The organism is Streptomyces sp. NPDC100445 (assembly GCF_044759735.1).
GTDB lineage: Bacteria > Actinomycetota > Actinomycetes > Streptomycetales > Streptomycetaceae > Streptomyces.
Map to the genome: position 1 here is coordinate 78,109 of NZ_JBIVZV010000013.1, position 21,203 is coordinate 99,311.

At 72.8% G+C, this 21,203-nt stretch carries 19 protein-coding genes; 4 read left to right on the forward strand and 15 right to left on the reverse strand.

Annotation, left to right across the window (positions count from 1 at the left end):
- Positions 1 to 30 precede the first annotated feature (30 nt).
- The 4 genes from ACIQVT_RS27665 to ACIQVT_RS27680 form a co-directional block, all read right to left on the reverse strand.
- Positions 31 to 1,155, reverse strand: coding sequence for a GuaB3 family IMP dehydrogenase-related protein (locus tag ACIQVT_RS27665; protein WP_403759662.1), 1,125 nt, complete (start codon positions 1,153 to 1,155; stop codon positions 31 to 33).
- A gap of 138 nt (positions 1,156 to 1,293) precedes the next feature.
- On the reverse strand, positions 1,294 to 2,802 hold the full coding sequence (gene guaB, locus ACIQVT_RS27670) for an IMP dehydrogenase (RefSeq protein ID WP_403759666.1): 1,509 nt from the start codon (positions 2,800 to 2,802) through the stop codon (positions 1,294 to 1,296).
- A gap of 164 nt (positions 2,803 to 2,966) precedes the next feature.
- The gene (locus ACIQVT_RS27675) at positions 2,967 to 3,554 is read right to left on the reverse strand and encodes a sigma-70 family RNA polymerase sigma factor (RefSeq protein WP_403759670.1); all 588 of its coding nucleotides are present in this window, start codon (positions 3,552 to 3,554) and stop codon (positions 2,967 to 2,969) included.
- Positions 3,555 to 4,362: 808 nt separating this feature from the next.
- On the reverse strand, positions 4,363 to 4,974 hold the full coding sequence (locus ACIQVT_RS27680; protein ID WP_003948568.1) for a response regulator transcription factor: 612 nt from the start codon (positions 4,972 to 4,974) through the stop codon (positions 4,363 to 4,365).
- Positions 4,975 to 5,355: 381 nt separating this feature from the next.
- Here ACIQVT_RS27680 and ACIQVT_RS27685 point away from each other — a divergent pair, with 381 nt between their 5' ends.
- Positions 5,356 to 5,685 carry a WhiB family transcriptional regulator gene (locus ACIQVT_RS27685; protein ID WP_403759673.1) on the forward strand — a complete coding sequence of 110 codons (330 nt, stop codon included), beginning with the start codon at positions 5,356 to 5,358 and terminating at the stop codon, positions 5,683 to 5,685.
- Between the two features lie 105 nt (positions 5,686 to 5,790).
- Here the strand turns inward: ACIQVT_RS27685 and ACIQVT_RS27690 are convergent, their stop codons facing one another.
- Complete coding sequence (locus ACIQVT_RS27690; protein WP_403759676.1) at positions 5,791 to 6,699, reverse strand: LysR family transcriptional regulator; 909 nt, start codon at positions 6,697 to 6,699, stop codon at positions 5,791 to 5,793.
- Positions 6,700 to 6,780: 81 nt separating this feature from the next.
- Here ACIQVT_RS27690 and ACIQVT_RS27695 point away from each other — a divergent pair, with 81 nt between their 5' ends.
- Positions 6,781 to 7,449, forward strand: coding sequence for an MOSC domain-containing protein (locus ACIQVT_RS27695; protein ID WP_403759679.1), 669 nt, complete (start codon positions 6,781 to 6,783; stop codon positions 7,447 to 7,449).
- A 50-nt stretch (positions 7,450 to 7,499) separates the two neighbouring features.
- Positions 7,500 to 8,273 carry an SDR family NAD(P)-dependent oxidoreductase gene (locus ACIQVT_RS27700; RefSeq protein ID WP_403759682.1) on the forward strand — a complete coding sequence of 258 codons (774 nt, stop codon included), beginning with the start codon at positions 7,500 to 7,502 and terminating at the stop codon, positions 8,271 to 8,273.
- Between the two features lie 111 nt (positions 8,274 to 8,384).
- On the opposite strand, the gene groL is transcribed toward ACIQVT_RS27700, so the two are convergent.
- The 4 genes from groL to ACIQVT_RS27720 form a co-directional block, all read right to left on the reverse strand.
- Positions 8,385 to 10,007, reverse strand: a complete 1,623-nt coding sequence (gene groL / locus ACIQVT_RS27705) for a chaperonin GroEL (RefSeq protein ID WP_403759685.1) — start codon at positions 10,005 to 10,007, stop codon at positions 8,385 to 8,387.
- Between the two features lie 120 nt (positions 10,008 to 10,127).
- Complete coding sequence (gene groES, locus ACIQVT_RS27710; protein WP_066995800.1) at positions 10,128 to 10,436, reverse strand: co-chaperone GroES; 309 nt, start codon at positions 10,434 to 10,436, stop codon at positions 10,128 to 10,130.
- A gap of 390 nt (positions 10,437 to 10,826) precedes the next feature.
- Complete coding sequence (locus ACIQVT_RS27715; protein ID WP_403759689.1) at positions 10,827 to 11,636, reverse strand: polysaccharide deacetylase family protein; 810 nt, start codon at positions 11,634 to 11,636, stop codon at positions 10,827 to 10,829.
- The gene (locus tag ACIQVT_RS27720) at positions 11,633 to 12,559 is read right to left on the reverse strand and encodes a polysaccharide deacetylase family protein (protein ID WP_403759692.1); all 927 of its coding nucleotides are present in this window, start codon (positions 12,557 to 12,559) and stop codon (positions 11,633 to 11,635) included. Before ACIQVT_RS27720 ends, ACIQVT_RS27715 begins: the two co-directional genes overlap by 4 nt.
- 90 nt (positions 12,560 to 12,649) lie before the next feature.
- On the opposite strand from ACIQVT_RS27720, the gene ACIQVT_RS27725 reads away from it, so the two are divergent.
- A complete protein-coding gene (locus tag ACIQVT_RS27725) occupies positions 12,650 to 13,813 on the forward strand; it encodes a methyltransferase domain-containing protein (protein WP_403759695.1) in 1,164 nt (387 codons plus the stop codon).
- A gap of 25 nt (positions 13,814 to 13,838) precedes the next feature.
- On the opposite strand, the gene ACIQVT_RS27730 is transcribed toward ACIQVT_RS27725, so the two are convergent.
- The 6 genes from ACIQVT_RS27730 to ACIQVT_RS27755 all read right to left on the reverse strand — a co-directional run bounded on the left by ACIQVT_RS27730 (position 13,839) and on the right by ACIQVT_RS27755 (position 20,934).
- On the reverse strand, positions 13,839 to 15,242 hold the full coding sequence (locus tag ACIQVT_RS27730) for an FG-GAP-like repeat-containing protein (protein WP_403759698.1): 1,404 nt from the start codon (positions 15,240 to 15,242) through the stop codon (positions 13,839 to 13,841).
- 73 nt (positions 15,243 to 15,315) lie between these two features.
- Entirely contained in the window at positions 15,316 to 16,374 is a 1,059-nt protein-coding gene (locus tag ACIQVT_RS27735) for an LCP family protein (protein ID WP_403759701.1), read from the reverse strand.
- Positions 16,375 to 16,423: 49 nt separating this feature from the next.
- Positions 16,424 to 17,791 (reverse strand): endo-1,4-beta-xylanase, encoded by a 1,368-nt coding sequence (locus ACIQVT_RS27740; RefSeq protein WP_403759704.1) that lies wholly within the window; start codon positions 17,789 to 17,791, stop codon positions 16,424 to 16,426.
- A 91-nt stretch (positions 17,792 to 17,882) separates the two neighbouring features.
- Positions 17,883 to 18,914 (reverse strand): LacI family DNA-binding transcriptional regulator, encoded by a 1,032-nt coding sequence (locus ACIQVT_RS27745; protein ID WP_403759707.1) that lies wholly within the window; start codon positions 18,912 to 18,914, stop codon positions 17,883 to 17,885.
- 110 nt (positions 18,915 to 19,024) lie between these two features.
- Positions 19,025 to 19,924, reverse strand: a complete 900-nt coding sequence (locus ACIQVT_RS27750; protein ID WP_403759710.1) for an NAD-dependent protein deacetylase — start codon at positions 19,922 to 19,924, stop codon at positions 19,025 to 19,027.
- 104 nt (positions 19,925 to 20,028) lie between these two features.
- Positions 20,029 to 20,934 (reverse strand): poly-gamma-glutamate hydrolase family protein, encoded by a 906-nt coding sequence (locus ACIQVT_RS27755; RefSeq protein ID WP_403759713.1) that lies wholly within the window; start codon positions 20,932 to 20,934, stop codon positions 20,029 to 20,031.
- Positions 20,935 to 21,203: the final 269 nt, after the last annotated feature.

The following is a 21,203-nucleotide window of genomic DNA, read 5'->3' on the forward strand; positions in this document are numbered from 1 at the left end:
CACGAGCCCGGCATGATCCGAACGAAGGGCCTAGCGGCGGTGCTGGGAGTCCGCCACCGTGACCTCGACCCGCTGGAACTCCTTCAGCTCGCTGTAGCCGGTGGTGGCCATGGCGCGGCGCAGGGCGCCGAAGAAGTTCATCGAGCCGTCGGGGATCCGGGACGGGCCGGCGAGGATCTCCTCGATCGTGCCGACCGTGCCCAGGTCGACCTTCTGGCCACGGGGCAGCTCCTCGTTGACCGCCTCCATGCCCCAGTGGTGGCCCTTGCCGGGCGCGTCGGTGCCCCGCGCCAGCGGGGAGCCCATCATGACCGCGTCGGCGCCGCAGGCGATCGCCTTGGGCAGGTCGCCGGACCAGCCGACACCGCCGTCCGCGATCACGTGCACGTACCGGCCGCCGGACTCGTCCATGTAGTCACGGCGGGCCGCAGCCACGTCGGCGACGGCGGTTGCCATCGGGACCTGGATGCCGAGGACGTTGCGCGTGGTGTGCGCGGCGCCGCCGCCGAAGCCGACCAGCACGCCGGCCGCGCCGGTGCGCATCAGGTGCAGCGCGGCGGTGTACGTGGCGCAGCCGCCGACGATCACCGGCACGTCCAGCTCGTAGATGAACTGCTTCAGATTCAGCGGCTCGTGCGAGGAGGACACGTGCTCCGCCGACACGGTGGTGCCGCGGATGACGAAGATGTCCACGCCCGCGTCCACGACCGCCTTGGAGAACTGGGCGGTGCGCTGCGGGGAGAGCGCGGCGGCGGTGACCACACCGGAGTCGCGCACCTCCTTGATGCGGGCGCCGATCAGCTCCTCCTTGATGGGGGCGGAGTAGACCTCCTGGAGGCGGCGGGTGGCCGTCTCGGCGTCCAGCTCGGCGATCTCGTCCAGCAGCGGCTGCGGGTCCTCGTACCGGGTCCACAGACCCTCGAGGTTCAGCACGCCGAGGCCGCCCAGCTCACCGATGCGGATCGCGGTGGCCGGGGAGACCACGGAGTCCATCGGGGCGGCCAGGAACGGCAGCTCGAAGCGGTAGGCGTCGATCTGCCAGGCGATCGAGACCTCCTTCGGGTCCCGCGTACGGCGGCTGGGGACGACGGCGATGTCGTCGAAGGCGTACGCCCGGCGGCCGCGCTTGCCGCGCCCGATCTCGATCTCAGTCACGTCTTGGGCCTTTCCCTGATGCGTTTCAGCGTCTTCCAGTATCGCCGACGGACACGGCGACGGCGGCCCCGCGGGGTGCGGGGCCGCCGTCGACGGCCGTCACGCGCGCGTCGCGGACGCGCGCCTGCTGCCGGAGGACTACCTCTTGCTGCTGTAGTTCGGCGCCTCGACCGTCATCTGGATGTCGTGCGGGTGGCTCTCCTTCAGACCCGCCGAGGTGATCCGCACGAAGCGGCCGCCCGCCTGGAGCTCGGGCACGGTCCGGCCGCCGACGTAGAACATCGACTGGCGCAGGCCGCCGACCAGCTGGTGGACGACGGAGGACAGCGGGCCGCGGTAGGGCACCTGGCCCTCGATGCCCTCGGGGATCAGCTGCTCGTCGGAGGCGACGCCCTCCTGGAAGTAGCGGTCCTTGGAGAACGACCGGCGCTCGCCACGGGTCTGCATGGCGCCGAGCGAGCCCATGCCGCGGTACGACTTGAACTGCTTGCCGTTGATGAACAGCAGCTCGCCCGGGGACTCCTCGCAGCCCGCGAGCAGCGAGCCGAGCATGACGGTGTCGGCGCCCGCGACCAGGGCCTTGGCGATGTCGCCGGAGTACTGGAGGCCACCGTCGCCGATCACCGGGACACCGGCGTCCTTGGCGGCCAGCGCGGCCTCGTAGATGGCGGTGACCTGCGGGACGCCGACACCGGCGACCACGCGGGTCGTACAGATGGAGCCGGGTCCGACACCGACCTTGATGCCGTCGGCGCCCGCGTCCACCAGGGCCTGGGCGCCGTCGCGCGTGGCGACGTTGCCGCCGATCACGTCGACACCGGAGGAGTTCGACTTGATCTTGGCGATCATGTCGCCGACCAGCCGGGAGTGCCCGTGCGCGGTGTCCACGACGATGAAGTCGGCACCGGCCTCGATCAGCGCCTGGGCGCGCTCGTAGGCGTCGCCGGCCACGCCGACCGCGGCGCCGACGAGCAGGCGGCCCTCGGCGTCCTTGGCGGCGCTCGGGTACTTCTCCGCCTTGACGAAGTCCTTGACGGTGATCAGGCCCTTGAGGACACCCTCGTCGTCGACCAGCGGCAGCTTCTCGATCTTGTGCTTGCGCAGCAGCTCCATGGCCTCGGGCCCGGAGATGCCGACCTTGCCGGTGACCAGCGGCATCGGGGTCATGACCTCGTGCACGCGGCGGCTGCGGTCGCTCTCGAACGCCATGTCGCGGTTGGTGACGATGCCGAGGAGCTTCTTCTCCCCGTCGGTCACCGGCACACCGCTGATGCGGAACTTCGCGCACAGCGCGTCCGCCTCGGCGAGGGTGGCCTCCGGGTGGATGGTGATGGGGTCCGTGACCATGCCGGACTCGGAGCGCTTCACCAGGTCGACCTGGTTGGCCTGGTCCTCGATGGAGAGGTTGCGGTGCAGGACGCCGACGCCGCCCTGGCGGGCCATCGCGATCGCCATGCGGGACTCGGTCACCTTGTCCATGGCGGCGGACAGCAGCGGGATGTTGACCCGCACGTTCTTGGAGACGTACGAGGCGGTGTCGATCTCGTCGGGTGCCATGTCCGACGAGCCCGGCAGCAGCAGCACGTCGTCGTAGGTCAGCCCGAGTGTCGCGAATTTTCCGGGCACTCCGTCGACGTTGGCAGTCATGACACCTTCCCCAAATGGCCTTGCTCGGTGCGGATGTCCATGCTAACGGGAAGCGCGGCTAGCAAATTCCACGGTACGAGGCCGCTTCAGACCTCGTACGTTCGTACGGGAAACGCGCCACGCCCGTTCAGCGGGGGCCGGTCGGGGCCCCGCGCAGGGGGGGTTCACTGTTCGGCGAGCGCCCGCAAGCGGCTCAGCGCCCGGTGCTGGGCCACGCGGACCGCGCCGGGTGACATTCCCAACATCTGCCCCGTCTCCTCCGCGGTCAAGCCCACGGCGATGCGCAGCAAGAGCAGCTCGCGCTGGTTCTCGGGCAGGTTGGCCAGGAGTTTCTTGGCCCACTCGGCGTCGCTGCTGAGCAGGGCGCGCTCCTCGGGGCCGAGGGAGTCGTCGGGCCGCTCGGGCATCTCGTCGGACGGCACCGCCGTCGAGCCGGGGTGGCGCATGGCCGCCCGCTGGAGGTCGGCGACCTTGTGGGAGGCGATGGCGAAGACGAACGCCTCGAAGGGGCGGCCGGTGTCGCGGTAGCGGGGCAGGGCGAGGAGGACGGCGACGCAGACCTCCTGGGCGAGGTCCTCCACGAAGTGGCGCGCGTCGCCGGGGAGCCGGGACAGCCGGGTGCGGCAGTAGCGCAGCGCCAGCGGGTGCACATGGGCGAGCAGGTCGTGCGTGGCCTGCGCGTCGCCGTCGACGGCCCGGTGCACGAGCGGACCGATCGCCCCGTGGGCCGTGCCCGCCTCGTCGTCGCGCATCGGTCCATGGTGCCTTGCGGCCGTCCGGTCCGTCGCATCCTGTCCGTGGTTGTGCACCGAAGCGTTATGAGCAGGTGCGCCGGCACTCATTCCCTGCGCCCTCCCCTTCCGCTCGACCGACTCGTCCCCGAGAGACTCCACATCTCAAGGATGCGGCATCCGCGCCGAAACGAGCATCGCGCGTCCGGCGGGCCGCCTCGCGCCTCGCCTGTCGGGAGGTGGGGCGGACGGTGTTCCCGGACGCACACGCCCGGCGCGCGTAACCCCTACGGCGCGCACCGCGGGCGGTCGCCGCCCGGCGTGCCCCGTACGGGTACGGACGCCGCGAGCGCGCTCGCGCCGGACGGCCGCCGAGCGGTCGCACGGAACGACTCGTTACCCCGGGAAACCATACGGGCACGGAGACCCGGCGCCCACCCGGGGCGGGCGCGGGAGACCGTCCCACGGCGGTGGACACGTCCGCGCGGGGCGTTCCCGCCGTATCGACCGCACCGGGCGGGGCACCGGAGCGGCCGCGCGGACCGCGCACCCCGGTGAGCGGGGACGGCCGCGCGCGCCGGGCACCCGCGGTGCCCGGTGCGCCGCGAACGGGGTCACGCCGAGTCACGACAACCCGGAGCGAGGCACGGCGACCGGAGCCGGCCACCGCCGTCCGGCCGTTCTCCCGACGTCCCCTGCCCGCGCCCCCTCCGCCACCCCGGCCGGCCCCTTCGCCATCGGGTCGGCCGGTCGGCGGCGAGGGAGCCGGCAGGGGGAACGGGGGACGGGGCGGAACCCGGCGGGGACGGCCCCGTGGGGCCGGCCACCGCTACCGGACCAGTCCCCAGCGGAAGCCGAGGGCCACCGCGTGGGCCCGGTCGGAGGCGCCGAGCTTCTTGAACAGGCGCCGTGCGTGGGTCTTCACGGTGTCCTCGGAGAGGAACAGCTCCCGGCCGATCTCGGCGTTGGAGCGGCCGTGACTCATGCCCTCCAGCACCTGGATCTCTCGCGCGGTGAGCGTGGGCGCGGCACCCATCTCGGCCGAGCGCAGCCGGCGCGGGGCGAGCCGCCAGGTGGGGTCGGCGAGGGCCTGGGTGACCGTGGCCCGCAGCTCGGCGCGGGAGGCGTCCTTGTGCAGGTAGCCCCGCGCACCGGCGGCGACCGCCAGGGCCACGCCGTCGAGGTCCTCGGCGACGGTGAGCATGATGATGCGCGCGCCCGGGTCCGCGGACAGCAGCCGGCGCACGGTCTCTACGCCGCCCAGGCCGGGCATGCGCACATCCATGAGAATGAGGTCGGAACGGTCGGCGCCCCAGCGGCGGAGGACTTCCTCGCCGTTGGCCGCCGTCGTCACGCGCTCGACACCGGGCACGGTCGCGACCGCGCGGCGGAGCGCTTCTCGGGCAAGCGGGGAGTCGTCGCAGACGAGGACGGATGTCATGACCGCCCTCCGCAGCTGATGCGCGTCACCTTGAGCCTCCAGGCTGGTACGGAATCGTCACCTGTGCGGTCGACCGTCTCGGACGCCTGCCCGAGCGCTTGTTTCTTCAACCGCCTCCGCCCTCTCAACGACGGTCACTCGAAAGAGTTACGGGGCCGCGTGCCGTCTTCGGCACTCTATGTGAGGGCTTCGACACGGTGCAGGCATGCCCGTCGGACTCTCAACTTTTCATCACAACCTATGACCCATTCGGCCCCTTTTCTTCCCGTTTCGTAGTGTCCGGAGCTAGATTCGCAATGAGTCATATTTTCATCTCCTTAGACCGGACACGTACGGTCGTCGGCACCGTTTCCGCCCAGAACGGCTACAAGGGGTCACGTAATGGCAGATTTCTCCCGCCTTCCCGGACCGAACGCGGACCTGTGGGACTGGCAGCTGCTGGCTGCCTGTCGCGGCGTGGACAGCTCGCTCTTCTTCCACCCCGAGGGCGAGCGCGGGGCGGCTCGGAGTGCCCGCGAGAACTCGGCCAAGGAGGTCTGCATGAGATGCCCGGTACGTGCGCAGTGCGCCGCGCACGCACTGGCGGTGCGCGAGCCGTACGGCGTCTGGGGCGGCCTGACCGAGGACGAGCGCGAAGAGCTGATGGGGCGCGCCCGCAACCGCCTGGTGACGGCGTCGACCACCAGCGGGGACACCACGCCGGAGAACTGAAGGAACGTTTCTTCAAGGAGCCGCGCCGATCCTCCCCGAGGAGACGCGCGGGCACACGCGCGTGCCCGTGACGCCGCCCGACACCTCCCGGGTCGCGGAGCGCTCCTAGCCGCGCCCGGCCGTCCGGGCCGCGCGGGCCAGTTGTTCCAGCGTCGCCGCCACGGCCGGCACCTGTGCCAGGTCGGGCAGGGTGAGGGCGACGATCTCCCGCCGTACCGCCGGTTCCAGCCGCACCGTCCGCGCACCCCTCGGCCGCACCGACTCCACGGCCAGCTGCGGCAGCACCGCGACCCCCAGACCCGCGCCGACCAGACCGACCACCGCCGGATAGTCGTCGGTGGCGAAGTCGATGCGCGGCGTGAAGCCCCCCTTCTCGCACACCGCGACCAGCTGGCCGCGGCAGCGCGGGCAGCCCGCGATCCAGGGCTCGCCGGCCAGCTCGCCGATGGCGACGGCCTCCGCGCGCGCGAGCCGGTGCCGTTCGGGTACGAGCGCGACCAGACGGTCCGTCAGCAGGGGCCGTACGACCAGGTCGTCCCAGTCCTCCGCGACCGCCGCGCCCTCGTAGCGGAAGGCCAGGGCCAGGTCGCAGTCGCCCTCGCGCAGCAGCTCGACGGAGCGCGGGGGTTCCGCCTCCTCCAGGGAGACGCGGGTGCCGGGATGGGCGGCGCGCAGGGCGGCCAGGGCGGTCGGGACCAGGGTGGAGCTGCCGCTGGGGAACGACACCAGCCGCACCCGGCCCGCGCGCAGGCCGGCGATGGCCGCGACCTCCTCCTCGGCGGCGGTGAGCCCGGCGAGGATGCCCGAGGCGTGCCGGACGAGGGCCTCGCCCGCCTGGGTGAGGCGCATCTCCCGGCCGGCGCGGACCAGCAGCGGGGTGCCGACGGAGGTCTCCAGGGCCTTCATCTGCTGGCTGACCGCCGGCTGGGTGCAGCCCAGCTGGCGTCCGGCGGCGGAGAAGGAACCGGTGGTGGCGACGGCGCGCAGGACGCGGAGATGACGGGCCTCGATCACCCCTGAAGCATAAGGCAGGCTTGGGCGGGAGCCCCGATCACGCGTCGGCGCTTTGGGCACCGTTCCCGTACCGTGCGGGGCATGAAGGTGCTCTCGGTGAATGTGGGCCGCCCCCGGCGCGTGCCCTACACGGGTCAGCCGGACGGGCTGACCGGTATCGACAAGCGGCCGGTCGACGGGCCGGTGCGGGTGGCGGCCCCCGGGCCGAAGGGGACCGGCGGGAGCGGGCTCGCCGGGGACGCGGTCTGCGAACGCCGCTTCCACGGCGGGAACGACCAGGCGGTGTACGCGTTCGCCCGCGAGGACCTCGACGCGTGGGAGCGCGAGCTCGGCCGGCCGCTGCCCAACGGCTGCTTCGGCGAGAACCTGACGACGGACGGCCTGGAGGTCTCCGGGGCGCTGATCGGCGAGCGCTGGCGGATCGGTCCCGTCGTGGTGCTGGAGGTGACCTCCGGCCGGGTTCCGTGCCGTACGTTCCAGGGCCATCTGGGCGAGCGCGGCTGGGTCAGGAGGTTCACCCGGAAGGGCGCGTCGGGTGCGTACCTCCGGGTGATCGAACCGGGTGAGATCCAGGCGGGCGACGCCGTGGAGATCGTGCACCGGCCGGACCACGGGGTGACGGCGGCGCTGGAGTTCCGGGCGGTCACCACCGACCGGGACCTGCTGCCGGGGCTGCTCGCCGCGGGCGACGCCCTGCGCGCACAGACGCGGGCGGCGGCCCACGCGTACCTGGCGGAGCGGAGCGGCTGAGGGGCCGTCGCGCAGCGGACGGCGCCGGAGCGGGTCACTACGCTTGGGCCATGACAACGGCTCTGATTACGGGATCGACCGCGGGAATCGGTGCCGCGTTCGCGCGGCGGCTCGCGGCTGACGGGCACGACCTCGTCCTGGTGGCGCGGGACACCGGGCGGCTGCGCGAGCAGGCGACGGAACTGCACGACCGGCACGGCATCGAGGTGGAGGTGCTGACCGCCGATCTGTCCGAGGACAAGGGCATCGAGGCGGTCGCCGACCGGCTCGGCGACCGGAAGAACCCGGTCGACCTGCTGGTGAACAACGCCGGTTTCGGCAACAAGGGCCGCTACCTGGACGTGCCCATGCCGGACGAGCTGAAGATGCTCAAGGTGCACTGCGAGGCGGTGCTCCGGCTGACCTCGGCGGCGACCGCGGCGATGCGGGAGCGGGGCCGGGGCGGGGTGGTGAACGTCGCCTCCGTGGCCGCCTTCGTCCCGCGCGGCACCTACGGCGCGTCCAAGGCGTGGGTCGTGCAGTTCACCCAGGGCGCGGCGAAGGACCTGGCCGGCAGCGGGGTCCGCCTGATGGCGCTGTGCCCGGGCTTCGTGCGCACCGAGTTCCACCAGCGGGCCGGCATGGGCACGGACAACATCCCGGGCTGGCTGTGGCTGGACGCCGACAAGCTGGTCGCGGCGGCCCTGACCGACCTCGCGCGCGGCCGGACGGTGTCCGTCCCGGACCCCCGGTACAAGGCGCTGATGGGACTGGTGAAGGTGACACCGCGCGTGCTGCTGGGCGGCATCACCTCCAAGACCGGACGCAAGTACGGCCCGCGGTAGGCGGGCGGGTGCGAGCCGCCCCCGCCGCCCGCGTCCCCTCCGGCCCCCCGGGCCGGACAGGGCGAAGGCCCGGTCCCCCAGGGGGCCGGGCCTTCGGTGGGGCGTGGTCGGTCAGTGGGAGTGACCGTGGCCGTGGCCCGCGGCCTCCGGCTCCTCTTCCTTCTTCTCGACGACCAGGGTCTCGGTCGTGAGCAGCAGGGAGGCGATGGAGGCGGCGTTCTCCAGGGCGGAGCGGGTGACCTTGACCGGGTCGATGACGCCGGCCTTGATCAGGTCGCCGTACTCGCCGGTGGCGGCGTTGTAGCCCTGACCCGCTTCCAGTTCCTTGACCTTGGAGACGATGACGTAGCCCTCCTGGCCGGCGTTCTCGCCGATCCAGCGCAGCGGCTCGACCACGGCGTTGCGGACCACGGCGACACCGGTGGCCTCGTCGCCGGTCTTGTCCAGGTTGCCGGACAGGACCTTGGAGGCGTGCACCAGGGCGGAGCCACCGCCGGAGACGATGCCCTCCTCGACCGCGGCGCGGGTCGCGGAGATGGCGTCCTCGAGGCGGTGCTTCTTCTCCTTCAGCTCCACCTCGGTGGCGGCGCCGACCTTGATGACGCACACGCCGCCGGCCAGCTTCGCGAGGCGCTCCTGGAGCTTCTCGCGGTCCCAGTCGGAGTCGGTGTTCTCGATCTCGGCCTTGATCTGCGCGACGCGGCCGTGGACGTCCTCGGTCTTGCCGGCGCCGTCGACGATCGTGGTGTCGTCCTTGGTGACGGTGATGCGGCGGGCCGAGCCCAGCACGTCGATGCCGACCTGGTCGAGCTTGAGGCCGACCTCCTCGGAGATGACGGTGCCGCCGGTGAGGGTGGCGATGTCCTGGAGCATGGCCTTGCGGCGGTCGCCGAAGCCGGGGGCCTTCACCGCGACGGCGTTGAAGGTGCCGCGGATCTTGTTGACGACCAGGGTCGACAGGGCCTCGCCCTCGACGTCCTCGGCGATGATCAGCAGCGGCTTGGAGGCACCGGCCTGGATGACCTTCTCCAGCAGCGGCAGCAGGTCGGCGATGGCGGCGATCTTGCCCTGGTGGATGAGGACGTAGGGGTCCTCCAGGACGGCCTCCATGCGCTCCTGGTCCGTCACGAAGTACGGCGACAGGTAGCCCTTGTCGAAGGCCATGCCCTCGGTGAAGTCCAGCTCCAGACCGAAGGTGTTGGACTCCTCGACGGTGATGACACCGTCCTTGCCGACCTTGTCCATCGCCTCGGCGATCAGCTCGCCGACCTGGCTGTCCTGGGCGGACAGCCCGGCGACGGCGGCGATGTCGGACTTCTCGTCGATCGGGCGCGCCGTGGCGAGCAGCTCCTCGGAGATCGCCTTGACGGCGGCGTCGATGCCCTTCTTCAGGGCGGCCGGGGAGGCGCCGGCGGCGACGTTCCTCAGGCCTTCGCGCACCAGGGCCTGGGCGAGCACGGTGGCGGTGGTGGTGCCGTCACCCGCGATGTCGTTGGTCTTGGTCGCCACCTCCTTCACCAGCTGGGCGCCGAGGTTCTCGAACGGGTCCTCGATCTCGACCTCGCGGGCGATCGTGACACCGTCGTTGGTGATGGTGGGGGCGCCGAACTTCTTGTCGATGACGACGTTGCGGCCGCGGGGGCCGATCGTCACCTTCACCGTGTCGGCAAGCTTGTTGACGCCGCGCTCAAGGGCGCGACGGGCGTCCTCGTCGAACTTCAGGATCTTCGCCATGACAGCGGGAGCCCTCTCCGAAATCAGTGGGTGAAAAGAGACTGCGCCCCGGGCGCCCGGCTTCTTGTCGATTCGCGGGGACCAGGGGCGCAGCTCAGAGCAGCGAAGTGCTTGAGGTGATTACTTCTCGATGATCGCGAGAACGTCGCGGGCCGAGAGGACGAGGTACTCGTCGCCGTTGTACTTCACCTCGGTGCCGCCGTACTTGCTGTAGAGGACGACGTCACCGACCTTGACGTCGAGCGGCAGGCGCTCGCCGTTCTCGAACCGGCCCGGGCCCACGGCGAGGACGGCGCCCTCCTGGGGCTTCTCCTTCGCGGTGTCCGGGATGACCAGGCCAGAGGCAGTGGTCTGCTCGGCGTCGAGCGGCTGGACCACGATGCGGTCCTCGAGCGGCTTGATGGCAACCTTGGAGCTGGTGGTCGTCACGATCCGACCTCCCCCTTCGGAGATCTCGGGGTTGACTGTCTGAGGTGGCGACCAGGTCGATCCGTCGTCGCGGGTGCCGGATCTGCCCGTCGCTTTGTTGGCACTCTCTACTGCCGAGTGCCAGGGCCGAGACTATGACCGCGATTAGCACTCGGTCAAGCGGAGTGCCAATGCGCGCGGCGCGTCGCTCCGATTCGGGGGTTCCGGGGCCTCCCGCGCGGGCAGCCGGGCCAGGGTCTTTCGTTCGGATCGGGCCGGATCAGGGAGCGGGGTCCGGTGCCGTGGACCGCAAGGCGGAGGAGGGCGTCATGGCGGAGCCACGGCAACCGACGACGACGCGGCGAGGCGCGGTGCCAGGGCGCGAGCCCGGCAGGATCCGAACGAGAGGCCCTAGAGGTAGTCCTCCAGGCGTCCGGCGGTCAGGCCGCCTTCCTGCGCCGTGCGCAGCACCCGCGCCGTGCGTTCGCGCAGGGGTGGGCCCGGCGACTCGTCCGGGCCCACCAGGACGATGTCGCCGGCGCGCAGTCGGCGCGGGCCGTGGGTGTAGACGAGGCCGGCCGGGGTGAGGGCGGCGCGCCACCGGACGACCGCGGTGATGCCGCAGTCCGCCGCCGCGCGCAGGGTGGTGGTGTCGTAGGAGCCGTACGGCGGCCGGAACAGGCGCGGGCGGACGCCGAGGCGGGCGTGGAGCCGGTGCTGCTGGCCACAGATCTCGGCGCGCTGGGCGGCGTACGGCGTGCCGGCCGACGCCCGGTGGTCGAGGGTGTGGTTCTCCACGCCCGCGCCGAGGGCGCGCAGGCGGGCGAAGTGGCCGTAACCGGGGCCGGCGACGCTGTCGGTGAGGAACATGCTGACCGGGAGCCGCAGTTCGCGGACCATGTCGACGAAGCGGGGGTCCTGTTCGGCGCCGTCGTCGTAGGTGAGGAAGACGACCCGGTCGCGGGTGGTGACGTGGTCGACCACCGGGGGCAGGCCGTGCGCCCCGGGGTGCGTGGAGACCGGCCGGACGGGGTGCAGCGGGGCGCGGGCGAGCGGTTCGGCCAGCCCCCAGCGGCGGTAGCCGCGGTCGGGGGCCGGGCCGTGCGGGCGCACGCCTTCGGCGGCCTTCTTGCCGAGCCGCTCGATGGGGTCGACGGACGGGGCGCAGCCCGCCAGGAGCAGGGCCGCGGCGAGTACCGCGGCCGGGCCCCGCCGCCTCACAGGTAGTCCTCCAGGCGGGCCACGGCGTAGCCCTCGCGCGTGACCTTGTCCAGGAAGCGGCGCATGTCGTCCACCATCGTGCCGTTCCACTCGTCCCGGCCCCGGAAGTGGGTGAGGACGATGTCACCGGGGTGCAGGCTGCGGTCCCACTCGCGGTACTCCCAGTGGTCCACGAAGACCTCTTCGTCCCAGATGGGCGCGTAGCGGATCCCGCAGGACTTGGCGGCGCGCAGGGTGTCGCCGTTGTAGTTGCCGTACGGCGGCCGGAAGACGGTGGGCGCCCTGCCGAACTCCCGCTTCATGATGTCCTGCATGCCGCAGATCTCGTGCTTCTGCTCGTCGTAGGAGAGCCCCGGCAGATAGGGATGGGTCAGGGTGTGGTTGTTGAGGGTCACGCCCAGGGCCTTCATCCGGCGGAAGTAGCCGTAGTCCTCCTTGACGAGGTAGTTGCTGAGGAAGGCCGAGTACGGGATCTTCAGCTCGCTCATCATGCGCAGGAACGCGGGGTCCTTCTCCGCGCCGTCGTCGATGGTGAGGAAGACGACCTTCTGCCGGGTGGGGACGGTGGTGAAGACCGGGGGGAGCCGGTCCTCCTCCTGCCCGTCGACCTCGAAACCGTCACGGGCGGTGATCTCGGGTTTCTTCGCGGGCGGGGCCGGGGTCGGGAGCGGGGTGCGGGCCAGGCCCCAGCGGCGGGCGGCGGCGGCCAGCCGGGCGTGTTCGGCGGTCCGGCGGGCCTGTGCGCCGGCCTGCCCGGCCCGGGGGTCCGACGTGTGGGCGGGACCGCCCTGTCCGGAGGCCGGTTCGGTGCGGTCGGCGCAGCCGGTGAGGAGGGCGGCGGTGGCCAGCGCGAGGGCCGCGCAGCGGACGGCGACCGGCACACCCGATGTCTGACTTTTGTCATTTTGTACTACTACTCGCATGGTGTCGGATCCTCCCAGGCACCCGCCGCCGCACCGGGCCGACACCGCCGCCGGACGCGCACCATCCACCGACTGGCCCACAATGAGCCGGTGAACGACCTCGCCCCGCTCCTCACCCCCGAAGGCCGCGCCCTCCTCGACGAGGTCCGCGACACCGCACCGGCGGACGAACTCGCCGTCGCCACCCGGCTGCGCCGCGACCACCCCGCCACCCTGGTGTCGGCCGCGCTCGGCCAGGCCCGGCTGCGGCAACGGGCGGCGGCCAAGTTCGGTGCCGAGGACGCCGGACGGATGTTCTTCACCCCCCACGGCGTGGAGCAGTCGACGCGGACCACCGTGGCGGCGCACCGGGCGCGGCGGTTCCGGGACCTCGGCGTCACCTCCGTCGCCGACCTGTGCTGCGGGATCGGCGGCGACGCGATCGCCCTCGCGCGGGCCGGGATCCGGGTGCTGGCCGTGGACCGGGACCCGCTGACCGTGGCGGCGGCCCGCGCGAACGCCGACACGCTGGGGCTCGCCGGACTGATCGAGGTGCGCGAGGCGGACGTCACGGAGGTCGACGTCAGCGGGTACGACGCGGTGTTCGTCGACCCGGCGCGGCGGGGCGGACGGGGCCGGATCTTCGACCCGGAGGCGTACTCGCCGCCGCTGTCCTGGGCGGTGCGGACCGCCGCCGGCGCCCCGCGCGCCGCGCTGAAGATCGCCCCGGGCATCCCGCACGAGGCGGTGCCGGACACCGCCGAGGCCGAGTGGGTCTCCGACGGCGGCGACGTCAAGGAGGCGGTGCTGTGGTTCGGGACCGGGACGCCGGGTGCCGTGCGGGCCACCCTGCTGCCGGGCCCGCGCACGCTCATCGGCCGGGGCCTGCCCGACCCCGGGGTGCGGCCGGTGGGGCGCTACCTCTACGAGCCGGACGGTGCCGTGATCCGCGCCCACCTGGTCGCGGAGGTGGCCGAGGAGGTCGGCGGCGGCCTCCTGGACCCCACCATCGCCTACGTCACCGCCGACGAGCTGCGGCCCACGCCGTACGCCTCCGCCTACGAGATCACCGACCGGCTCCCGTTCAACGTCAAGAAGCTGCGGGCGCTGCTGCGCGAGCGCGGGGTCGGCACCCTGACCGTGAAGAAGCGCGGCTCCGCGGTCGAGCCGGAGGAACTGCGTCGCAAGGTCAGGCCGCAGGGGCCGAACGCGGCGACGGTGTTCCTCACCCGCGTCGCCGGCGCCCCGACCATGCTGGTCGGGGGGCCGGTCTAGACGCCGGTACCCGCGGCGCCCGGGGTCACCTCAGGGCGAGGCCGAACGACGCCTTCGCGTACGGCGCCTTCACCGCCTTGCCGCCGAAGGCCAGGGCCGCGTCCGTGGTCAGGCCCGAGGGGCGTCCGCGCAGCACCCAGACCGCGCCGTTGCCGCCGTCCTCGCCGGGGGCGGCGGCGGCCAGGTCGGCGTGGCCGTTGCCGTTGACGTCGAGCAGCCGGACGACGTAGCCGAAGGAGTCGTACGGCTCGGCCGTGCCGGGGACGCCCGCGGTGTCCTGGCCGAACGCCTGGGCACCGGTGCCGGTCAGCCCGGAGCGGCTGCCGCGCAGCACGTCCACCACTCCCTCGCCGTTCTCGTCGGGCGCCCCGACGACGAGGTCGTCGACACCGTCGCCCGTGATGTCGCCGACCGCGACCGACCGGCCGAACTGGTCGTGCTCCTCCCGGCCGCCGGGGACGCCGGGCGTGTCCTGGGTGAACCGCTTCCAGGTGTCCCGGCCGCCCAGCCCGCCGGCGCCGCCGTACATCACCCAGACCGCGTTGTCGTCCTGGTAGCCGCTGACCAGGTCGTCGTAGCCGTCGCCGTTCAGGTCGCCGATCGCGGCCGCGCCGTCCCCGCCCGGGTGCTGGTCGTCGACGCGGGTGAGGCCGCCGGGGCCGCTCAGGTAGAGGGTGCCGCAGTAGTTGCCGTCGCCGCAGTAGCCGGTCAGCACCAGGTCGCTGCGGCCGTCGCCGTTGATGTCACCTGTGTCGCCGTCGCGGATGTCGATGTACTGGAGGTGGCCGGGGTCGAGCGGGGTCCGCGCGGCCGGGGCGCCGGTGCGCCGGAGCGGGCCCTTCCAGATCGTGGCGGTGGTGCCGGCCGGGTCGTCGCCCCCGCCGAAACCGGCGTCGAACACGGCGAGGTCGAGGTGTCCGTCGCCGTCGAAGTCGCCGGTCTGGGTGTCGGTGGCCGGGAGGGCCGGGCCGCCGGACAGCCCGTGCGGGCCGCCCCAGACGACGGCGCCGCCGTCCCGCGGCGAACCGCTGCCGACGACGAGGTCCGCGTAGCCGTCGCCGTCCAGGTCGCCCTCGGAGATCTGGAGTCCGAAGTGCTGTCCCCGGACGGGGACGCCGGGGACGCCGGCGGTGGCCCGGCTGAGGATCGTGCGGTGGCCGGTGGACAGGCCGTGCGGGCCGCCGTACATCACGGAGACGTAGCCCGCCGCGGTCCGGCCGGAGACGGTCGCGTTGGGCGCACCGACGGCCAGGTCGGCGTAGCCGTCGCCGTTGAAGTCGTCACGGACCGGTGCCGCCCCGGCCCGGGTGCCACCGGAGGGGGCGCTGCCGGCGGGGGCGGCGGACGCGGCCGGGACGGTGAGGGTCAGGGCGGTCAGCCCCAGGGACAGCGGCAGGGCCCAATGGGCGTGCGAACGCAGGCGGAACAACGGAGAACCCCCGGTTGAACGGTGACATGTGGTCACCCCTGGGACCGGCGGCCCGGTCGAAAGGTTGTACGGGTCAGCGCAGGGAGGCCCACAGCGCGCTCGCCGCCGGCTCCTTCGGGATCACCCGGTTGGGGTCGGAGGGGGCCGCGACGACCGGCATGGTCACCGTCCTCACCCGGCCGGCGGACAGGTTCCCGAGGCTCCGGCCGAGACGGGTCAGCTCGCCGAGCGAGTCCAGGCCGGTGTCGGTGGTGAGGTTCGCGGTGACGGCGTCGGCGACCCGGTACAGCCGGGCCGGGTCGGTGAGCAGGCCCGCGGCGGACACCCGCGTCAGCAGGGCCTTGACCAGGGTCTGCTGGAGGCCGATGCGGCCGAGGTCGCTGCCGTCGCCTATTCCGTGCCGGGTGCGGGCCAGCGCCAGGGCGCGCGTCCCGTCGAGGTGGTGGGTGCCGGCCTTCAGGTGCAGGTGGCTCTTGTCGTCGTCGATGTCCTGGCCGGTGGTGACGTCGACACCGCCGAGCGCGTCGACCAGCCCGGCGAAGCCGGAGAAGTCGATCTCCAGGTAGTGGTCCATGCGGACGTGCGTCAGGGACTCGGCCGTCTTCACCGCGCACACCGGCCCGCCCACCGCGTAGGCGCTGTTGAACATCGCGCCGTACGCCACCGGGGCCGTGCCGCCGGAGGGGAGCGGGCAGGACGGGCGGGTGACGAGCGTGTCGCGGGGGATGCTGACCACGGTGGCCCTCGTCCGGCCCGCGTCGAGGTGCACGACCATCGCGGTGTCGGACCGGGCTCCGGAGCTGTCGCCGCCGCCCAGCTTCCGGTCGGCCGCGCCGTCGCGCGAGTCCGAGCCGAGCACCAGGATGTCGAGGGAGCCGGTGGGCGGCGCGGCGGCCTGGGTGGTCACCGCGCGGGCGGGCCGGTCGTCGCCGAGCGCGCCGTCGATGTCGACGCCTCGGATGTTGCCGTCCAGGTGCCGGTACGCCCAGCCCGCGGCGGCCGCGCCGAGGACCAGCGCGCCCGCCAGGACCAGACCGGCGGTCCTCAACACCGCCCGCCGCCGGCCCGCCGTTCCGGCCGTGTCGCCCTGTGTCTCGTCTCGCGTCACGGCAAGAACGTACGTCCGAATCATGAACGGGATGTCAGCGCGAGCCCCGCACGCGGGTTTTCTCGGGCGATTCTCATCCGAGGGTCACCGTCGGGACCGGATTGCCGTCGCTCCAGGAGCCGTTGAATCCGAAGGTGACCGAGCCGCCGTCCGGTACGACTCCGTCGTAGGAGGCGTTGGCGCACGACACGGCCGCGCCCGACTGGGTGCACGTGGCGTTCCAGGCCTGGGTGATCCGCTGGCCCGCGCCGTAGTTCCAGTTCACCTTCCACGAGGAGAGGGAGGCGCCGGAGCAGGAGATCCGCACCTGACCGGTGAAGCCGGTGTTCCACTGGCTGGTGACGCTGTAGGCGGCCGCGCAGGCGCCGCCGCCCGGGGGCGGGGTGGTGGTGGAGCCGCCCAGCGCCTCCGCGATGCCGTGGTAGGCCGGTTTGGGCTGGTAGTTCGCGTCGTACGGGGTCGCCGCCCCGTAACCCGGGAAGGTGTCCGGCACCCACGAGTCGGCGTCGGTGAAGCCCCAGACGGTGACGTTGACGCAGCGGGTCACGGCGGCGCACGCGGCCACGACGGACTTGAAGTCGGCGGCCTGCTGGGCGAGTTTCGCGCTGTCCGCCGGCAGCTGCATGCGGACGTCCAGCTCGGTGATCGCCACGTCGACGCCCAGGTCGGCGAAGCGCTGGATGTTCTGCTGGAGCGTCGACGGCACCTGGCCGAGGATCAGGTGGGCCTGGAGGCCGACGCCGCCGATCGGGACGCCCCGTTCCTTGAGGGACCTGACGAGGTCGTACAGGGCGGTGGACTTGGCGTTGACGCCCTCGACGTTGTAGTCGTTGATGTACAGCTTGGCGTCCGGATCGGCCGCGTGCGCCCAGGTCAGGGCGTCGGCGATATAGCCGGAGCCCAGGCCGTCGTACCAGAGGTCCGATCTGAAGGTGCCGTCCTCGTTGAAGGGTTCGTTGACGACGTCCCAGGCGGCGATCTTCCCCTTGTAGCGGCCGACCTCGGTGCTGATGTGGTTCTGGAGCAGGCTGCCGAGCTGGGCGGGGGTCCAGCTGCCGTTGGTGAGCCAGCCCGGGTTCTGGCTGTGCCAGACCAGGGTGTGGCCGCGCACCTGCTGGTCGTGGGCCTGCGCGAAGGCCACGATCTGGTCTGCCTCGGCCCAGTTGAAGCTGTTCCGGGCGGGCTCGACGGTCTCCCACTTCATGGCGTTGCCGGGGGTGAGCGAACCGAACTGGCTCCCGGCGATGTCGCCGTAGGTCCCGGTGAGCCGGGAGCCGGTGACGGCGGTGCCGACGACCTTGCCCTTCGCCGCCGCGAGGTCGCGCAGCGGGGTGTCGGCGGCGTGCGCCGCGGGTGCCGTGAGCAGCAGGGCGACGCCGGTCAGCAGGGACGCGAGGGATACGAGGGGCGTGCGACGTAAACGGGTCCTCGGGGATCTCATGGCGGGTGCCTCCGAAAGTTTCGGTCCGATAACCGATTGACTCGGAGCAGTGTGGGGTGGTGCCCGGCACCCGTCAATACACCGGGAACCCTCAGAGCGCGGCGGGCGCGGCCGTGCTCGACCGCACCACCAGGCTCGTCGCCAGCTCCACCCGGGTCGCCGTCCGGTCCGCGTCGGCGCGCCCCAGCTCCAGCACCAGCCGGGCCGCGGCCTCGGCCATCTCGGTCAGCGGCTGCCGCACGGTCGTCAGCGGCGGTCCCACCCAGCGGGCCACCGGCAGGTCGTCGAAGCCGACGACACTGAGGTCCTCCGGGACGCGCAGGCCGAGTTCGCGGGCGGCCTCGTACAGCCCGAGCGCCTGGAGGTCGTTGCCCGCGAAGACGGCGGTCGGCCGGTCCGGGCGGCGCAGCAGCTCCAGGCCCAGGCGGTAGCCGGCGTCGTGGTGGAAGTCGCCGGCGACGACGAGCGAGGGGTCCACGGACACACCGGCCGTCTCCAGGGCCGCCCGGTAGCCGTCGACCCGCGCCCGGCTGCACATCATCCGGGACGGACCGCTGATCGCGCCGATCCGGGTGTGGCCGAGTTCCACCAGGTGCCGGGTGGCGGCCAGTCCGCCCTGCCAGTTGGTGGCGCCGATCGAGGGCACGTCCGGGCCGGGGTCGCCGGCCGGGTCCATCACCACGAACGGGATGGACCGGCTCGTCAGCAGCGCCCGCTGGGACTCGTCGAGCCCGGAGAGCACCAGCACCACGCCGTGCGGGCGGCGGGCGGCCACCTGGTCGGCCCAGGTCCGGCCCGGGGTGAGCCGCCCGGCCGACTCGGACAGGACGACGCTGAGGCCCGTGTCCCGGGCGACGTTCTCCACCCCCCGGATGACCTCCATCGCCCAGGCACTCTCCAGCTCGTGGAAGACGAGGTCGATCAGCGGCGACCGGGAGGCCTCGGCGCGCCGGCGCCGGTAGCCGTAGGCGCGCAGCAGCTCCTCGACGCGGGCGCGGGTGGCGGGGGCGACGTCCGCCCGGCCGTTGAGGACCTTCGAAACAGTCGGAGCCGACACCCCGGCCTCACGGGCGATCTCGGCGAGGGTCGCCGTCTGCGTCTCTGCGGGCTTCGAAGGCTTCATGCCCGCGATCGTAACCCCAGGGCCCGTCACGACGAAGGAGCCCGCCGCCCACGGAGACTCGCAACATTCGCTGTATCATTAGAAACATTCGACTTCCTGGCTCCTGGTGTTCAGCCCGTCGTCGGGCTGCCGACGGGGACGCCCAGCCGGCCGGCCACGGCGGTGAGGGCCGGGCCCAGGGGCAGCGCGACCCGGGTGAGGGCGTGCCGGTCGCCGCGGGTGGGATCCCGGTTGACGATCAGCACCGGTTTCCCGGCCTCGGCCGCCTGGCGGACGAACCGGAGCCCGGACATCACCGTCAGCGAGGAACCGAGGACCAGCAGCGAGGTCGCCGCCCGGACCAGCTCCCGGCAGTGCTCCACCCGCCGCGGCGGGACGGACTCGCCGAAGAAGACCACGTCCGGCTTGAGGACGCCGCCGCAGACCAGGCAGGGCAGCACCCGGAAGTCGCCGACCTGTTCGTCGGTGAGGTCGGCGTCACCGTCCGGGTTGATGCCGGCGGCCACCGGCGCGAAGCCGGGGTTGGCCTCCTCCAGCCGCCGGGCCAGCTCACGGCGCGGGCCGAGGGCGCCGCAGGAGAGGCAGACGACGCGGTCCAGGCTGCCGTGGAGCTCCACGACGCCCTCGCTGCCGGCGGCCTGGTGCAGCCCGTCGACGTTCTGGGTGATGACACCGGAGAGCAGGCCGTGTCGCCCGAACGCGGCCACGGCCCGGTGCCCGGCGTTGGGCCGGGCGCTGCCGAACGTCCGCCAGCCGAGGTGGCTGCGCGCCCAGTAGCGGCGCCGGGCCCCGGCGTCGGCGGTGAAGTCCTGGTAGGTCATCGGGGTGTGCCGGCTAAGGCTGCCGCCCTCACCCCGGTAGTCGGGGATACCCGACTCCGTGGAGATGCCCGCGCCGCTGAGCACCAGCACCCCGCCGGCGCCCAGCGCACCGGCGACCGGCCCGAGGTCCGTGGTGCCCGCGGGCAGGTCCTCGGTCGGGGTCCAGCTGAGAGTGGGGCGCATCCGCATGCCGCCAGGGTACGGAACGCGCGTTCGGTGCCGGCCCGGGCCTAGGGCCTCTCGTTCGGATCATGCCGGGCTCGCGGGGTCCGGCCCGATCCGAACGAAAGACCCTAGCGGGAGTCGAGGCCCAGCTCGTGGTTCCTGACCGCCTCGCGGACGGCGCCGACGAAGCCGTTCCAGAAGTGGTCGGCGTAGGGGCTGTCGGCGCTCGGCACACCGGCCGTCGCGCGGCGCTTGGCGGCGCCGGAGAAGTCACCGAACATCGCCTTGCGCAGGGCGGTGGACAGCTCCATCTGGGCGCCGGCCCCCGTACGGGTGCGGTTGGCTATGTTGGCGGGGTCGTCGCCGTTGATGGGGTCGGTGGCGCCCGCGAAGACCACGGTGACGTCGTGGTCGGGGTCGGCCGCCGGGGAGGTCAGGCCGTGTTTGGTGAGGGCCGCGAGCAGGTTCCGCTTCAGCCGCTCGTCACGGCCGCCGATGATGATCTTCTTCGTCGTCGTGTCGTCGAAGCCGTGCAGGGAGACGGCGTACAGGTTCGCGGCGCAGACGGCGAGGGCCGCCGGATCGTCGCAGTGGGTGGCGGTGACGTGCTGCGCGGCGGAGTTGGCCAGGGCCTCGAACATCCAGTAGTCGCGCTGCGGCTCCCCCGGCACCGCCGCGCCGGCCGGGTCGGCGCCGGCGTCGAAGGGCGTGTACCCGGCGACGGCCAGGCACAGTTCGCTCGTGCCCGCCTCGATCCCGCCGCCGTGCGGCGCGATCACCGCCGTGCTGGTGACGGGGCTGCTGGTGGCGCGGGCGTTGTCCGTGACCTGCGCCGGGGCACCTATGCGGAACCGGCGCGTCCAGTCGGTGCCCTCCTTGGCCGCGGTCCGGGTGTACAGGTCGGTGTTCGACGCGTACTGGTCGGCCGCCGCGGCGGGCGTGGCGCCGTCGCCCAGTACGGCGTTGAGGGTGGGCAGGCCGGCGGCGACGGCCGCGACGGAGGCGAGGACGGTGCGTCTGCTGCTGTTCTTCACGGGGCGATCCTGCATCACGGCCCCGCACCCCCACCCGGTGGGTCCCCCTGGACATGACAAGACGGTGGGTCGCCGCCCGGAGGTGCCGCAACGCCGACACCCCGCCACCGGTGAACCGGTGGGCGGGGTGTCGAGTGGAGCGCCGGGCAGGCCTTGCACCTGCATCTCCCCGCAGGAAGCGGGACGTCTTTCCTTGGACCACCAACGCACTGCGTCCGGGCCGGTGTTCCGGCCGTTCGCTGTGTGATGATCATAGCGCGATCCGGCCG

Excerpts from the sequence above, each read along its gene's own strand:
- guaB (WP_403759666.1), bottom strand. The coding sequence starts at position 2,802 with ATGACTGCCAACGTCGACGGAGTGCCCGGAAAATTCGCGACACTCGGG.
- ACIQVT_RS27675 (WP_403759670.1), bottom strand. The coding sequence starts at position 3,554 with ATGCGCGACGACGAGGCGGGCACGGCCCACGGGGCGATCGGTCCGCTC.
- ACIQVT_RS27680 (WP_003948568.1), bottom strand. The coding sequence starts at position 4,974 with ATGACATCCGTCCTCGTCTGCGACGACTCCCCGCTTGCCCGAGAAGCG.
- ACIQVT_RS27685 (WP_403759673.1), top strand. The coding sequence starts at position 5,356 with ATGGCAGATTTCTCCCGCCTTCCCGGACCGAACGCGGACCTGTGGGAC.
- ACIQVT_RS27695 (WP_403759679.1), top strand. The coding sequence starts at position 6,781 with ATGAAGGTGCTCTCGGTGAATGTGGGCCGCCCCCGGCGCGTGCCCTAC.
- ACIQVT_RS27700 (WP_403759682.1), top strand. The coding sequence starts at position 7,500 with ATGACAACGGCTCTGATTACGGGATCGACCGCGGGAATCGGTGCCGCG.
- groL (WP_403759685.1), bottom strand. The coding sequence starts at position 10,007 with ATGGCGAAGATCCTGAAGTTCGACGAGGACGCCCGTCGCGCCCTTGAG.
- ACIQVT_RS27720 (WP_403759692.1), bottom strand. The coding sequence starts at position 12,559 with ATGCGAGTAGTAGTACAAAATGACAAAAGTCAGACATCGGGTGTGCCG.
- ACIQVT_RS27735 (WP_403759701.1), bottom strand. The coding sequence starts at position 16,374 with ATGATTCGGACGTACGTTCTTGCCGTGACGCGAGACGAGACACAGGGC.
- ACIQVT_RS27740 (WP_403759704.1), bottom strand. The coding sequence starts at position 17,791 with ATGAGATCCCCGAGGACCCGTTTACGTCGCACGCCCCTCGTATCCCTC.
- ACIQVT_RS27745 (WP_403759707.1), bottom strand. The coding sequence starts at position 18,914 with ATGAAGCCTTCGAAGCCCGCAGAGACGCAGACGGCGACCCTCGCCGAG.
- ACIQVT_RS27750 (WP_403759710.1), bottom strand. The coding sequence starts at position 19,924 with ATGCGGATGCGCCCCACTCTCAGCTGGACCCCGACCGAGGACCTGCCC.